This is a genomic window from Rugamonas sp. GW822-FHT03B10 (genome assembly GCF_058801745.1).
Genome location: NZ_JBXANP010000017.1, coordinates 114,509 through 127,960 on the forward strand (window position 1 = coordinate 114,509; position 13,452 = coordinate 127,960).

Annotated in this window: 14 protein-coding genes; 6 read left to right on the forward strand and 8 right to left on the reverse strand. The window is 69.6% G+C overall.

Translation table 11 applies throughout. The annotated features are described in order from the left end of the window. Positions 1-4: 4 nt before the first annotated feature. The 4 genes from AC1RQG_RS22365 to AC1RQG_RS22380 all read right to left on the reverse strand — a co-directional run bounded on the left by AC1RQG_RS22365 (position 5) and on the right by AC1RQG_RS22380 (position 2,930). Positions 5-1,045, reverse strand: a complete 1,041-nt coding sequence (locus tag AC1RQG_RS22365; RefSeq protein WP_493134675.1) for a serine/threonine-protein kinase — start codon at positions 1,043-1,045, stop codon at positions 5-7. A 181-nt stretch (positions 1,046-1,226) separates the two neighbouring features. Further along, positions 1,227-1,601, reverse strand: coding sequence for a four-helix bundle copper-binding protein (locus AC1RQG_RS22370; protein WP_493134677.1), 375 nt, complete (start codon positions 1,599-1,601; stop codon positions 1,227-1,229). Between the two features lie 187 nt (positions 1,602-1,788). Then, positions 1,789-2,250, reverse strand: coding sequence for a YMGG-like glycine zipper-containing protein (locus AC1RQG_RS22375; protein ID WP_493134678.1), 462 nt, complete (start codon positions 2,248-2,250; stop codon positions 1,789-1,791). Positions 2,251-2,354: 104 nt separating this feature from the next. Next, positions 2,355-2,930, reverse strand: coding sequence for a GNAT family N-acetyltransferase (locus tag AC1RQG_RS22380; protein WP_493134680.1), 576 nt, complete (start codon positions 2,928-2,930; stop codon positions 2,355-2,357). Positions 2,931-3,132: 202 nt separating this feature from the next. On the opposite strand from AC1RQG_RS22380, the gene AC1RQG_RS22385 reads away from it, so the two are divergent. Both AC1RQG_RS22385 and AC1RQG_RS22390 read left to right on the forward strand, forming a co-directional pair. Next, positions 3,133-4,581, forward strand: coding sequence for a M20/M25/M40 family metallo-hydrolase (locus AC1RQG_RS22385; protein WP_493134682.1), 1,449 nt, complete (start codon positions 3,133-3,135; stop codon positions 4,579-4,581). 126 nt (positions 4,582-4,707) lie between these two features. Next, positions 4,708-4,956, forward strand: a complete 249-nt coding sequence (locus tag AC1RQG_RS22390) for a hypothetical protein (RefSeq protein ID WP_493134683.1) — start codon at positions 4,708-4,710, stop codon at positions 4,954-4,956. 20 nt (positions 4,957-4,976) lie between these two features. On the opposite strand, the gene AC1RQG_RS22395 is transcribed toward AC1RQG_RS22390, so the two are convergent. From AC1RQG_RS22395 to AC1RQG_RS22410, 4 genes are all read right to left on the reverse strand, one after another. Continuing rightward, positions 4,977-6,146, reverse strand: coding sequence for a GGDEF domain-containing protein (locus AC1RQG_RS22395; RefSeq protein WP_493134685.1), 1,170 nt, complete (start codon positions 6,144-6,146; stop codon positions 4,977-4,979). A gap of 113 nt (positions 6,147-6,259) precedes the next feature. After that, positions 6,260-6,505, reverse strand: coding sequence for a helix-turn-helix domain-containing protein (locus AC1RQG_RS22400; protein ID WP_493134687.1), 246 nt, complete (start codon positions 6,503-6,505; stop codon positions 6,260-6,262). Then, positions 6,502-7,563 carry an HD-GYP domain-containing protein gene (locus AC1RQG_RS22405; RefSeq protein WP_493134689.1) on the reverse strand — a complete coding sequence of 354 codons (1,062 nt, stop codon included), beginning with the start codon at positions 7,561-7,563 and terminating at the stop codon, positions 6,502-6,504. Before AC1RQG_RS22405 ends, AC1RQG_RS22400 begins: the two co-directional genes overlap by 4 nt. A 5-nt stretch (positions 7,564-7,568) precedes the next feature. Then, positions 7,569-8,474 (reverse strand): GGDEF domain-containing protein, encoded by a 906-nt coding sequence (locus AC1RQG_RS22410; protein ID WP_493134691.1) that lies wholly within the window; start codon positions 8,472-8,474, stop codon positions 7,569-7,571. 246 nt (positions 8,475-8,720) lie between these two features. On the opposite strand from AC1RQG_RS22410, the gene AC1RQG_RS22415 reads away from it, so the two are divergent. From AC1RQG_RS22415 to AC1RQG_RS22430, 4 genes are all read left to right on the forward strand, one after another. Next, entirely contained in the window at positions 8,721-9,362 is a 642-nt protein-coding gene (locus AC1RQG_RS22415; RefSeq protein ID WP_493134693.1) for a response regulator, read from the forward strand. A 125-nt stretch (positions 9,363-9,487) separates the two neighbouring features. Next, positions 9,488-11,176 (forward strand): sensor histidine kinase, encoded by a 1,689-nt coding sequence (locus tag AC1RQG_RS22420; protein ID WP_493134695.1) that lies wholly within the window; start codon positions 9,488-9,490, stop codon positions 11,174-11,176. After that, positions 11,173-11,559, forward strand: a complete 387-nt coding sequence (locus AC1RQG_RS22425) for an Hpt domain-containing protein (RefSeq protein WP_493134697.1) — start codon at positions 11,173-11,175, stop codon at positions 11,557-11,559. The genes AC1RQG_RS22420 and AC1RQG_RS22425 overlap by 4 nt, the downstream gene beginning before the upstream one ends. Further along, a partial coding sequence (locus AC1RQG_RS22430; RefSeq protein ID WP_493134699.1) for a sensor histidine kinase occupies positions 11,556-13,452 on the forward strand: 1,897 nt, incomplete at its 3' end. The genes AC1RQG_RS22425 and AC1RQG_RS22430, both read left to right, overlap by 4 nt.

The following is a 13,452-nucleotide window of genomic DNA, read 5'->3' on the forward strand; positions in this document are numbered from 1 at the left end:
CCCATCATGCGCTCTGGATGGCGCGCCAGCCATTGGCGGCGGTGGGACGCGCCAGGCCGTGGGTCAGTGCATGCCCGCTCGCGAGGGGCGCGAGCGGCAGCGTATGGCGGATGGCGTCCAGCAGGCGGCTGATTTGCACGGCGTGCCTGGGCCGCAGCGCGGGATCGGTGGCCAGCAGGGCGCGCAGCAGTTGCAGGGCTGGCGTGCGTGCTTGCGGCCGCGCGCGCGCGATGGCGTCGCCGAAGTGCTGTGCCTCGTCCTCGCTCAGGGCGGGCGGGACGGCGCCGCCGTGCGCCTGCCGCAGCACGCCGGCGCCGGCCGTGTGGTGGACACGGTAGGCCTGGCCGCATGCGCTGCAGAAGCGCAGCGGCTCGCCGCCGGTGGCGAGGAAGTAGAGCAGAGCGCCCAGCGAGAAGTAATCGCTGCGCGTGTCGGTCGCATAGCCGCCGTCGGCGCCGGGGAAGAATTGTTCCGGCGCCTGCCAGTTGGCGGTGCCGGCGTAGGAGTGGGGCTGGAGGTGATCGAGCGGCCGGTTGGTGCCGAAGTCGGCCAGCTTGACGGTGGACAGTTGCGGGTCCAGCAGCACGTTGGCCGGCTTCAGGTCCAGATAGCGCCAGCCGTATTGGTGGACCTTGGCCAGCGCCTGATTCAGTTGCGCGATCCAGTCCAGCAACTGCGGCAGCGGGACGGTCTCACCGCGCGTCTTCAGGGCCGTGGTGTGCTTCGCCAGGTCGCTGCCCATCAATTCGAGCGCCAGCACGGGCAAGCCGTCGTGCCAGCCGCTGTCGAGCAGGCGCACGATGTGGCGCTCGTCCCATGGTTCCAGCGATTGCAGGAAGGCGATCTCGTTGCGGGCGCTGTCGATCCAGCGCGCGCGCTGTTCCGGCAGGGCGCGCGCCATCTGCTCCTGGTTGATCAGTTTGATGGCCACGTCGCGCGTGGCGCGCGGCCCGCTGGCGCGCCAGATCACGCCGTAGGCCGAACCGGCGATCTGCTCGCGCAGCCGGTAGTGGCCCAGTTCCAAGGTGATGATAGTGTCCGTCATGATTCCCCCGCCGGCATCGTGCCGTCATGCCGTTGTAGCGGGGGGAGGCGAAAAGGGCGGGCAAGCGCTGGGATATCCGCCCCATCAGGCGGGCGCTGCCGGCCTGCTCAGCCGTGGCTGTGCCCTGTATTCCGGTGCAAGCTTCGTCGGGGACGTCGGACTGGCCATGGCCCGGCGCCGCCTAGTGCGCCGTGACCCCGGCCGGGGTCGAACGCCCGCCTGCCGCCAAGGTGCCCATCAGCCGGCATGCGGCCGCGCAACGGCGACACGCCGCCGCGCAATCCTGGCAATGCGTGGCGCGGTGCTTGGCGCATTCATCGCCGCACATCGTGCACAGCTCGGCGCAGGCCTGGCAAACCAGGCTGGCGCCTTCGCTTTCGCGGGCCATCATCGCGGCGGCGAGTCGGCAGAACTGCGCGCAGTCGACGTCGAGCGCGATGCAGCGCGTCATGGGGCCGACCATCTCTTCGCCCAGGCAGGCGGCCGCGCACATGTCGCAGGCATTCGCACACTCGGCGCACGCTTCGATGCAGGTTTGGTATCGGTTCTGTTGCATGATCTGCTCCTTCCTGATCCATGTTCAAGCAGTCCGATCACCATAGCATCGTTTGGGTTGCCCGCGCCGCACCATACGGAGCGGAAAAAACCATTGCGAGTTGTTGTCGCGCAATAAAAAAAGCCTGACGCCGGAAGCGTCAGGCCTTGGCCGCTGGGGGGGCGGCGCGTAACGGTCAGCGGTCCGGTCAACGGCCGTAACCGCGTTCGTAGCCTCGCTCGTAACCCCGATCGTAACCGCGTTCGTAGCCGTGGTGATGTTCATGCTCGTAGTAGCCGCGGCCACGGTCTTCGCGGTAGTAGGGGCGCGCCGGCGCCACATAGACCACGCGCGGCGGGCCGTAGTAGCGCGGCGGCGGCGCGTAGTACGCGGGCGCCTGCTGGTAGTAGACGGGCGCCGGCTGGGTGTAGACGCGGGTTTCGGTATAGCCGCGCCGGTAGCCCCGGTCGTCCGTGCTGATGCTGTTGCCCACGGCCGCGCCCACCAGGCCGCCGACGATGGCGCCGTCGCGGCCGCCCGCGTTGCTGCCGATGGCCGCGCCGATCACGGCGCCGGCCGCCGTGTTGAAGTCCCGGTCGCCGGCCATGGCGGCGGACGATACAGCCATCGCGGCCAGCGTGACCGCACCCAGGATTGTCTTGTTCAACATGGTGTTTCTCCTTGCATCGGCGCCGATCAGGATGATCAGTTCCGCCGTCGTATGCGCTTAACTATATCGCCCGGGAAAAAAATCACCATGCCTTATACACATTCTTACATTCGGGGCAGCCGTGTAACATTTGCCGCCACCCCCGCCAGACCGGCGCGCCGGGCTTCCCATTCGGGCCGCAACAGGCTGTAGAGCGTCACGTCCTGGAAGCGGCCATTGATGAAGAACGACTGGCGCAGCGTGCCTTCGGCCGTGAAGCCGCATTTCTCGGCCACGCGCACCGAGGCCGTGTTCGCGGGCGCCGTCATCAGTTCGATCCGGTGGTACTGGCTCACGTTGAACAGGTAGTCGATCAGCAGCGTGCACGCTTCCGTCACATAGCCGCGCCCGGCCAGCGTCTGGTCGAACAGCCGGTAGCCGATCTCGCGCATGGTCGGCGTGCGCGCCTTGAAATGGGTGACCACGCCGACGATGTGGTGGGCCAGGTCCTCGATGACGAACAGTTCGCTGTCCTCGGAGGCGAACCCGTTCTGCATGAATTCCCTGCGCATGGTCTCGGGCGACTTGAACTGGCTGGAGAAATAGTCGCCGCGCGAGGGCAGGTCGTTGACCAGCGCGATGAAGGTGTTCAGGTCGGCCGTGAGCAGGTGGCGCACGGTGCACAGTTTCCCTTTGAGCATGGACGCCTCCTTCACGGCTGGGCACGAGCCCCCATGGTAAGGCAAGCTTGCCGCCGGATCAACAGCGCACCGGGCTGGCAAAAACAGCATGCTTGCTGCGAAAAATAGACAAATACGCTATTGTTGCTATCCCCTCGCCATCCGCCAGGGAAAGATTGTCAACAATGAAATACTCCTTCATTATCCGAGAGACAGGACACGAATGAACACCGTTTTCAAGCACGCCCTGGGCCGCAAGCCCGTACTGACCATGCTGGCCGGCTGCCTGCTGGGCGCCGCCGCCTTGCCCGCGCTGGCCGCCCCGGCCAATGACAGCGCCACGCTGGCCAGCATCCGCGACAGCGCCATGCAGGACAACTGGGCCTACGAGCGCCTGGCCGACCTGACCGACCTGGTCGGGCCGCGCCTGTCCGGTTCGCCCGGCGCGGCGGCGGCCGTGGAGCAGGTGGCGGAGGCCATGCGCAAGCTGGGGGCCAAGGTCACGCTGCAGCCGGTCAAGGTGCCGCACTGGGTGCGCGGGGCCGAGACGGCCGAACTGGTGGACTACGCCGGCCGCCCGGCCGGCATCACCCAGCGCGTGGTGCTGACGGCCCTGGGCGGCTCGGGCGCCACCCCGGCCGCCGGGCTCACGGCGCCGGTGCTGGTGGTGCACAGCTTCGACGAGCTGCAAGCCCGCGCGGCCGAGGCCAGGGGCCGCATCGTGCTGTTCGACGTGCCGTTCGACCAGCAGATGGCCGAGCGCGGCATGGCCGGCCCGGCCTACGGCCACGGCGCCGACTACCGCGTCAACGGCCCGCGCAAGGCGGCCGAACTGGGCGCGGTGGCGGCGCTGGTGCGCTCCGTGGGCGGCGCCGACTACCGCATCGCGCACACGGGCGCCACCTTCCTCGACGACAAGGCCCGCATCCCGGCCGCCGCCGTCACCACGGAGGACGCGCTGCTGATGACGCGCCTGTCCGCGCGCGGCGCGCTGAAGATGCACCTGACCCTGACGCCGCAGACCCTGCCCGACGCCGACAGCTACAACGTGATCGCCGACCTGCCGGGCACCGACAAGGCCGACGAGGTGGTGCTCGTGTCCGGCCACCTCGATTCGTGGGACCTGGCCACCGGCGCCAACGACGACGGCGCCGGTGTGGCCGGCGCCATGGGCGTGCTGGCCACGCTCAAGAAGCTCAAGCTGCAGCCGCGCCGCACCATCCGCATGGTGGCGTGGATGAACGAGGAGAACGGCACCCGTGGCGGCAAGGCCTATTTCGCCGCCCACCAGGACCGGCTCGACAAGCAGGTGGCCGGCATCGAGAGCGATTCGGGCTCCGGCCGCCCGTTCGGCGTGCTGTCGAGCGTGGCGCCCAGGGCGGAGCCGCTGTTCGCGCCGCTGATGGCGGCGCTGGAGACTATCGGCGCCGGCGTCTTCACCCGCCGCGACGAGGCCGGCGCGGCGGACCTGCATCCGCTGGAGAAGGCCGGCATGCCCGTGTTCGAGCCGCACGTGGACACGCACAGCTATTTCCACTACCACCACACGGCGGCCGACACGCTCGACAAGGTCAACCCGGACGACCTGCGGCGCCACGTGGCCGTGATGGCGACCCTGTCCTGGTTCCTGGCCAATATGGACCAGCCGATCGGCCGCACGCTGCAGCCGTGACCGGCCGCGCCGGGCTTGACCACGCGTGCCGCCGCGTGGCGTAGCTTCGTGCTAGTCTGTAGGCTGGCGTCCGCCCGGGACGCCGGCCATTACCGCGGCGGGCGGCGAGCGGCAAAGGAGAACGCCATGGAACAGCAGTCGAAAATCCACTACAAGGGTTGGGAAATCATGCCGGTGGCCCTGCCCACCAGCGACAAGCGGTGGACGGCCAGCTGCGACATCGCCCGCGCCGGCGTGGACGGGGTGGAGGTGTTCGAAGGCGCCACCATGCAGTTCCTGCGCGAGACGGAGGACGACGCCATCGCCGCCGCCTGCGACGAGGCGATCCGCCAGATCGACAACCTGATCGCCAATCCCCTCGTGCGGCTGGCCTGACGCGGCCCCGCGACATCCCCTCAACGCGCGCTGGCCAGCACCACCCGGTTGCGGCCATCGTGCTTGGCGCGGTACAGGGCCAGGTCGGCGTCGTGCAGCAAGGCCGGCCAGTTGGCGTGGCCCGGACCGTACACGGCCACCCCGACGCTGACGGTGAAATGCAGCGGCCCGAACGGCGTCGGCACGGCCAGCATGGACAGGCTGTGGCGCAGCCGCTCGGCGCAGCGCAGCGCATCCTCGCGGTCCGTCTCGGGCAGCACGCAGACGAACTCCTCGCCGCCGAGCCGGCCGAAATGGTCGATCTCGCGCAATGCGCCCTGGCAGCTGCCCACCAGCGCCTGCAGCACCCGGTCGCCCGTCTCGTGGCCGTACTGGTCGTTGACCTGCTTGAAGTGGTCGATGTCGAGCATGGCCACGGCCAGCTTGCGGCCGTGCCGCTGGGCCAGCGCCAGTTCGCGCTCGGCCACTTCCTCCAGGTAGCGCCGGTTGCAGGCGCCCGTCAGGCTGTCGTGCTGCGACAGGTGCAGCAACTGCTGTTCGAGCAGGAAGGACTTTTGCTGGAACACCCGCATCACCAGCAGCATCACGACGGCCAGCGCAACGGTGAAGGCGTATTGCATCAAGCCGCTCACGCACAGCAACCACGGCAGCCGCCACGCGCTCAGCCCCACGTACAGCACGGTCGGCGCGGCCAGCATGCGCGCGAACACGGGCAGGCGCAGCGTGCACAGGGCGGCCGTGAAATGGCAGGCGGCGATGCCGGCCAGGCCGTACACCAGCCCTTGCGGCAGCATGAAGGCGCACAGGATCAGCGCGCAGACATGGGTGACGTAGATGTGGGTGCAGCGCCGTTCCACGCTCCAGCGCAGCGCGTTGGGGAAGTAGGCGGCGCCGCCGGCCAGCACGGCCAGCGCCCGCAGCGCCAGCGTGTAGCGGGCCAGGTGGGGATCGAGCAGCATGTCCCACACGGTGAACAACAGCATGCCGAGGCCGAACATGGGGCCGAGCACGGGCAGCATCTGCTCCAGTTCCGCGTCGTGCTGGGCATGCATGGCCCGTTCGGCCGGCTGCGGCAGGGCCCGCAGACGTTGCAGGCCCAGTCGTTCCAGGGCGGGGGGGCGCAACGGTGGCGCGTTGGGCGCCGCGTGCGCGGCGTGGTGGACGGCCGGGGGCCGCTGGGTGGCATTCATTGCGCTTTCCGATTCGTTAGATTCAGAATAGCAAGTGAATAGTCATTCAGGTTTGATCTGGGTCAAACGGGGAGGCGAAAGCCGGCGCGGGCCGGCCCTCCCGCGTCGTGGCGTCAAATACATTCCATGGTCAGGCTTTTCAGCTCGGCGATGGGGATCATGAACGTCTCGTGGATGCGCAGCACGAGGTCGGCGTTCACCGCCAGCTTGCCGTGCCGGATCTTGCTCAGCCGGGGCGCCGACACTTGCAGCGCCTTGCCCAGGGCGGCGTCGTTCTTCAGGTCATGGCGCGCGATCACGGTGTCGAGCAGGCGGTGCGGGTTGCGTGGCTTGTGCGGGCGGCGGGGCGCGGTGGTCATGCTGCTTTCCTTTCAGTCTGGGAGGGGGACGAGTTGTACTGTTGATGGATGGCGCACACGGCCGGCCAGTCGGCCAGCAGAGCGCGCACGCATTCGGGGTCGAAATCGGTGCCGGCGCCGGCGCGCAGGTGTTCGGCCGCCGCTTCCAGCGGCCACGCCTGCTTGTAGGGCCGATCCGACGTGAGCGCATCGAACACGTCGGCCACGGCCGTGATGCGGGCGTGGATGGGGATGGCGGCGCCGATCAGGCCCTGCGGGTAGCCGCTGCCGTCGAACCGCTCGTGGTGCGACAGCGCGATCCGGGCCGCCACCTGCAGCAGGCGCGAGCTGCTGCCTTCGAGGATGCCGGCGCCGATGCGGGCGTGGCCGCGCATGACGCGCACCTCCTCGCTGGTGAGCCGGCCCCGTTTGAGCAGGATGGCGTCGGCGATGCCCACCTTGCCGATGTCGTGCATGGGGGCGGCGTCGCGCACCAGGTCGCATTCATCCTGGGACATGCCGAGGCCGCGCGCCGTCAGGGCCGCGTAGGCCGCCACGCGCAGCAGGTGGTCGCCCGTTTCCGGGTCGCGGTATTCGGCCGCGCGCGACAGGCGCAGGATGATTTCACGGTCGCGGTCGGCGATGGCGGCGGTCGCCTTGCGCACCTCGTCGGCCAGCCAGTTGGCGCGGTTGGCCAGTTCCCGCTGGGCCTTGCCCAGCGTCAGCAGGTTGCCCACGCGGGCCCGCAGTTCGGCCGTGTTGACGGGCTTGGTGAGGAAATCGTTGGCGCTCAGTTGCAAGGCCTGCTGGCGCACGGCGGACTCCGTGACGGCCGTCACCATCACCACCGGCGTCATGGCCTTGCCCGGCAGCGCGCGGAAGCGGCGCAGGAATTCCAGGCCATCCATGACCGGCATCATGTAGTCGAGCAGCACCAGGTCCGGCTCGTTGGCGGCGCACCAGTCGAGCGCGGCCAGCGGGTCGCTGGCCAGGCGCGGCGTGGCGCCGACCGTGGTGGCCAGCATGTGGCTGAAAAGCTCGAGGTTGGTTTGTTCGTCGTCGACGATCAGTACGTCCATCAAAATCAGGCTCCGGTTCGGGTTGCGGGGTGGTGCGCCGGCGCCTCGGGCACGGCCAGGCGCGCGGCCGCGCTGGCCAGGGCCTCGGCGCTGCGGTGCTGGCGGCTGTCGGCCACGCCGATGGCGCAGCTCAGGTGGCTGAAGCCGGCGAAGAAGGTGTGGCCGATCAGCTGGTGCAGGCGTGCCGCCAGGTCGTCCGCCTCGTCCTGCGCGGTGCCCGGCAGCAGCAGGGCGAAGCTGGCGTCGTCCCAGCGCGCCACCACGTCGCTGCCGCGCACCTGGTGCCGCAGGAAGGCGGCCAGTTCGACCAGCACCTTGCCGGCCGCCTCGGCACCGAACAGGGCGTCGATGCGGTCGAGCTGCTCGACGCGCACCATCACCAGCGCCAGCGGGCTCTGGAAGCGGCTGGCGCGCACGAACATCAGGGCCAGCATCTTGCGGCACTCGCGCTGGCTGTAGCTGCCCGTGAGCGGGTCGGCGACGGCGTCCGGGCCGCCAGCGGCCGCCCGCGCCGTGTCGGGGGCCGCTGACGTGGCCGACGACGTGGCCGACGATGTGGCGGCGGGCGCGGCGGCCGGCGTGATCAGGCGCAGCAGGGGGCGCGGGGCCGGTGGCGGCGGCATGGCGCTGGCGCTGGCGGGCGGCGGCGACGTCCTGAACGACAGCAGCCGGCCCGATTCCAGCACCGCCCGCAGCGTCAGGCCCGCCCCGCCGGCCACCAGGACCAGCACCACCAAGGTGTGTTCCCATGCCGCCAGGCGCGGGGCGTACAGCAGGGCGCCCAGCAGCAGCAGGGCCGCGCCCAGCAGCGGCAAGGGGCGCAGGCTCTCCACGCCGGGCCGGGCCGGGCCCGGCGGCACGGCGGCGCCGTCAGGCCGGTAGTGCTGGAAGGGGGGATCTGGTCGGTTCATATTAGCCTCGCGCCGCTACCGGGCATGCCTTGTTCCTGTTTGGGAAAAAACGGTATTTCCGTGCATTTCGCAAATTCGCATCCGGCCAGCCCGGCCCGCTGCTATCGCTGCAGACGTTTTGGCGGCATAATGCCCTTAGCGGCGGGAGGGTAAATCAGTAAAATTCCGACCGCTTGGAACAATTATAATGAATTTATTAGAGATTTGTTGGAATTGCGAAAATTAATGTTGCCGAAAGTTCCTGCCATGAAAATAAAGGAAGAACCACCAGACGAGGTGTGCACAACGCAACAGGCGGCGGAGATCCTCGGGATTTCTGTGTCGTCGGTGCAACAACTGGTGGAAGCGGGCGTGATCGAGGCGTGGAAGACCAAGGGGGGCCACCGCCGCATCCCGCGCCATGCCGTGCTGGCCTATAAGTCCACGCCGTCGCCGGCCGCGGCCGCGCGCGCCGGCACCGGGACGGCCGCCATGGGCCCGGCCCGCGCGCCGGCCGCCGACGGCCGCGTCGCCATCATGGTGATCGAGGACAACCCCATGCAGCGCGCCCTGTACGAGCGGCAATTGGACGCCTGGGACCTGCCCGTGCGGTTGACGTTCTGCGAGAACGGCTACCAGGCCTTGTTGCAGATCGCCCGCAGCCAGCCCGACGTGTTGCTGGCCGACATAGTGATGGACGGCATCGACGGCTATGAGGTGATCAAGACCATTCTGGACGATCCCAAGCTGGCCACGATGCAGATCGCCATCCTGTCCGGCCTGACCGAGCAGCAGCTCGAGCAGCGCGGCGGGGTGCCGCCGGGGGTGGTGTTCTTCGCCAAGCCCGTCAATTACGACGAGTTGCGCGGGTATTTGCGGGCCTGCATCGCCCAGCGCCTGCGTGGCTGAAATGTATTGAAATGATTTCATCAAATTCAACGAATTTGACATTTCTTTGAAACTGGAGCACTATCTGACTGCAGGCGCAGCGCGCGGCCACCCCGGCCGGTGGCGGCCGCGGCGGGGAGAGCGAAATGTGGCGAGGGTCGGTCAAGAAACTGGATGTGCGCTGGCTGGTGGCCTGCTTCGCGCTGCTGCTGACCGCCGGTCTGTGGTGGTTGACGCTGACCCAGCTGGCCGACGCCGAACGCACCGAGCTCGCCGACGCCGGGCGCGACGCGCAGGCGCTGGTGCGCCTGTCGGACGAGCATGCGACCCGCACGCTGGAGGCGGCCGACCAGGCCGTCATCTTCCTGCGCCACCGCTACCTGAGCCAGGGCAGGGCGCTGGACATACCGGCCGAACTGAAAAGCGGTCTCGGCACACTGGAGTTGTACAACCTGTTCTCCATCGTGGACCAGCATGGCGACGTGGTGCTGTCGAGCCAACCGTTCACCCCCATGAATCTGAGCGACCGCGAGCACATCCGCGTCCACATGCGCGCCGACTCGGGGCAGTTGTACGTGAGCCGGCCCGTGCTGGGGCGGGTGTCGGGCAAGTGGTCGCTGCAGCTGACGCGCCGCATCAACAATCCCGATGGCAGCTTCAAGGGCGTGGTGGTGGTGTCCATGGATCCCGAGTATTTCGTGCGCCTGTACCGCGAGATCGACGTCGGTCCGCACGGCGTGATCGCGCTGGTGGGGGGCGACGGCGTGATGCGGGTGCGGCGCGTGGGCGGCGAGGCGTCGCTGGGCCAGGACGTCCATGCCAGCTCGCTGTTCGCCAACATCCTGGCCCAGGGCCGCGGCGGGCTGACGACCGAGGGCCCCATCGACGGCCGGCGTCGCCTCTACCGTTATGCCAAGCTGGAACGGTTCCCCCTGTACGTGGTGGTCGGCATCGACCTTGAGGACCGCATGGCCAACTTCGACGTGCGGCGCCACCAGGCGCTGCGTCTGGCGGCTGCCACCACGGCCCTGATCGCGCTGTTCAGCGGCGCCATCATCATGCTGGTGGCCCAGCTGATCGCGCGGCGCGAGCAGGCCGTGGCGGCCAGCCTGGCCAAGTCGCGCTTCCTGGCCAATATGTCGCACGAGTTGCGCACGCCGCTCAACGGCATCCTCGGCTATTCGGAGTTGCTGGCCGAGGAGCTGGGCGAGAGCCGGCTGGGCGGCTTCGCGCGGGCCGTGCAGGTGAGCGGGCGCCGCCTGCTGGGATTGATCGAGTCGGTGCTGGAACTGAGCGCGCTGGAATCGGGGCGCACCGTGCTGGCGCTGCAGGCCGAGCCTTTGCGCGAGGTGATGGAGCAGGCCCTCGGCATGCAGCGCGACGCGGCGGCCGAGCGCCATGTGGGCTTGTGCGTCAACTACGGCCCCGACCTGCCCGAGCAATTCGTGTGCGACCGGGCGCGCCTGTTGCGCGTGCTCGACATCCTGCTGCGCAACGCGCTGGCGGCCACCAGCTACGGCGCCGTGCAGCTCGACGTGCTGCGCGTGCCGGAAGGCTTGCTGCTGCGCGTGACCGACACCGGCTGCGGCATCTCGCCCGAGCAGCAACGGCGGCTGTTCCAGATCTTCACCCAGCTCGATGATTCGGCCAGCCGCGCCAAGGGCGGCGCCGGCGTCGGGCTGGCCATCGCGGCCCGGCTGGTGCGGCTGATGGAGGGGCGCATCTGGGGCGAGCCGGGGGCGGTGCAGGGCAGCGTGTTCACCGTCGTGCTGCCGCCGCTGACGCCGCCCGAGCGCCCGGTGCGCGCGCCGCTGCCGGCCGTGGAGACGGCATGACGGCCACCCGCTACCGGGCAATCGCGCCCGAGGTGCTGATGAAGGCCGTGGCCGGCGACCTGGCGTCGTTCCGCAGCCTGTCGCAGGTGTACCTGGCCATCGCGCCGCCGGCGCTGGCGCGCATGCGCGCCGCGCGCGCGGGCGGCGACGCGCGCGCGCTGGCGCACGAGAGCCACGCCTTGAAGGGCAGCGCCGTGCTGGTGGGCGCGCACGCGCTGTGCGCGCTGCTGCAGCAGATCGAATCGCAGGCCGGCGCCGGCGCCGGCGCCGTTGTGGATTATGCGGCCCTGTGGCCGGCGCTGGAGCAGCAGTTCGGGCTGGTGATGGACGAGGTCAGCGACAGCATCATGCACTACCAGGGCGGGCCGGCGGAGGGCCGATGACGGGGCGCAGGACGGCAGGCGGGGGCGACGCCGCGCCTTCGGCGCCCGGCGGCGAAGGCGCGCGCCGGCGCGCCTGGCGCCACCCGCTGCGCTGGACGGGGCTGAGCGCGCGCCGGGCGGCCGCCGTGATCGGCGGCGCCGTGATCGTGCTGCTGTGCCTGGCCACCGTGGGCGCGGCGTGGCTGCTGCGCCAGCGCGCCATCGAGGACTGGCGCGGCGACATGAGCAGCCTGTCGCTGGTGCTGGCCGAGAACGTGTCGCAAACCATGGCCTCCACCTACCTGGTGCTGGACAGCTTGACGGAGGTGGTGCGCGCGACCCAGTCGCGCGGACCCGGCCCGCTGGCCGCCGCCGCCGGCACCGAGCAGCTGTTCCAGACCATGCGCGACAAGATCAGCGGCCTGCCCCAGGTGGACGTGGCCACCGTGGCGGACGCGGACGGCACGGTGCTCAATTTCACGCGCGTCTATCCGCCGCCGCCCATCTCGCTGGCCGACCGCGACTATTTCGCCTATCACCGCGACCACGCGGACGGCGCGGCGTTCCTGAGCGTGCCGGTGCGCAACAAGGGCAATGGCAACTGGACCTTCTACGTGAGCCGGCGCCTGAACGACAGCCACGGGCGCTTCGCCGGCGTGGTGCTGGTGGGCGTGTCGTGCGACTTCTTCAGCCGCTTCTTCCGCAACGTGAGCCTGGGCGAGCACGCGGCCATCTCGCTGTACCGGCGCGACCAGACCCTGCTGGCGCGCTGGCCGCAGGTCGAGCAGTTGATGGGCAAACGCTTCAACACCGGCAACACCGGCCGGGTGCTGGCCCGGGGCCTCGACCATGACGTGCGGCTGTCGTCGGGACCGCGCGAGGCGGCCGGCGGCCAGCCCGTGTTCCGCATGGGCGCCGTGCGGCTGGTGCGCAACTATCCGCTCGTGATCAACGCCACCATCACGGAGGAGTTGCTGCTGGCCGGCTACTGGCGCAACTTGCGCCTGCTGGGCGGCATCGCGCTGGCCAGTCTGGCGGCGCTGTCGATGGCGTTCCGGATGATGGGCCAGTTGCTCAAGCGCCGCGAGCGCGACGCCGAGCAGGCGCGGGCCCTGATGCGCATGGCCGACGCGGCCAGCGAGGCCAAGTCGCGCTTCCTAGCCATGATGAGCCACGAGATCCGCACCCCGATGAACGCCATCGTCGGCATGTCGGAACTGATGCTGGGGACCCAGCTCGACGCCACCCAGCGCGGCTACGCCCGCAATGTGCACAGCGGCGTGCTGGAGCTGATGCAGATCATCAACGAGGTGCTCGATTTCTCCAAGATCGAATCGGGCCGCATGGAGCTGGTGCAGGGCTTGTTCGACCCGGCCGAACCCGTGCGCCAGGTGGCGGCCCTGCACCGCGCCAGCGCCGACGCCAAGGGCCTGCGGCTGGCGGTGCGGATTGGCAATTGCCCGCGCAAGGTGTATGGCGACGCGGCCCGGCTGCGCCAGGTGCTGGGCAACCTGGTCAGCAACGCCATCAAATTCACGCCGGCGGGGAGCGTGGAGATCGCGCTCGAGGCCCGGCCCGAAGCGGGGCGGGGCGGCAACTGGCGCCTGTGCTACACGGTGCGCGACAGCGGCATCGGCATGGACGCGCAGGCCCAGCATCGGCTGTTCGAGCCGTTCATCCAGGCCGACAGCACCATCAGCCGCCAGTACGGCGGCACGGGCCTGGGGCTGGCGATCTGCCGGCGGCTGGTGCGGCTGATGGGCGGCCACATCGAGTGCAGCAGCGCGCCCGGCGAGGGTTCCGTGTTCCGGGTCGAGCTGCCGTGCCGCCTGCACGCGCCGGCCGGCGCCGTGGCGGGGGTTTCTCCACATCTGACGCTGCCGACGATGAGAATTGCGTGTAGATCTCGGTGGT

Excerpts from the sequence above, each read along its gene's own strand:
- AC1RQG_RS22395 (WP_493134685.1), bottom strand. The coding sequence starts at position 6,146 with ATGAATGCCACCCAGCGGCCCCCGGCCGTCCACCACGCCGCGCACGCG.
- AC1RQG_RS22370 (WP_493134677.1), bottom strand. The coding sequence starts at position 1,601 with ATGCAACAGAACCGATACCAAACCTGCATCGAAGCGTGCGCCGAGTGT.
- AC1RQG_RS22380 (WP_493134680.1), bottom strand. The coding sequence starts at position 2,930 with ATGCTCAAAGGGAAACTGTGCACCGTGCGCCACCTGCTCACGGCCGAC.
- AC1RQG_RS22415 (WP_493134693.1), top strand. The coding sequence starts at position 8,721 with ATGAAAATAAAGGAAGAACCACCAGACGAGGTGTGCACAACGCAACAG.
- AC1RQG_RS22365 (WP_493134675.1), bottom strand. The coding sequence starts at position 1,045 with ATGACGGACACTATCATCACCTTGGAACTGGGCCACTACCGGCTGCGC.
- AC1RQG_RS22405 (WP_493134689.1), bottom strand. The coding sequence starts at position 7,563 with ATGGACGTACTGATCGTCGACGACGAACAAACCAACCTCGAGCTTTTC.
- AC1RQG_RS22410 (WP_493134691.1), bottom strand. The coding sequence starts at position 8,474 with ATGAACCGACCAGATCCCCCCTTCCAGCACTACCGGCCTGACGGCGCC.
- AC1RQG_RS22420 (WP_493134695.1), top strand. The coding sequence starts at position 9,488 with ATGTGGCGAGGGTCGGTCAAGAAACTGGATGTGCGCTGGCTGGTGGCC.
- AC1RQG_RS22400 (WP_493134687.1), bottom strand. The coding sequence starts at position 6,505 with ATGACCACCGCGCCCCGCCGCCCGCACAAGCCACGCAACCCGCACCGC.
- AC1RQG_RS22375 (WP_493134678.1), bottom strand. The coding sequence starts at position 2,250 with ATGTTGAACAAGACAATCCTGGGTGCGGTCACGCTGGCCGCGATGGCT.
- AC1RQG_RS22425 (WP_493134697.1), top strand. The coding sequence starts at position 11,173 with ATGACGGCCACCCGCTACCGGGCAATCGCGCCCGAGGTGCTGATGAAG.
- AC1RQG_RS22390 (WP_493134683.1), top strand. The coding sequence starts at position 4,708 with ATGGAACAGCAGTCGAAAATCCACTACAAGGGTTGGGAAATCATGCCG.
- AC1RQG_RS22385 (WP_493134682.1), top strand. The coding sequence starts at position 3,133 with ATGAACACCGTTTTCAAGCACGCCCTGGGCCGCAAGCCCGTACTGACC.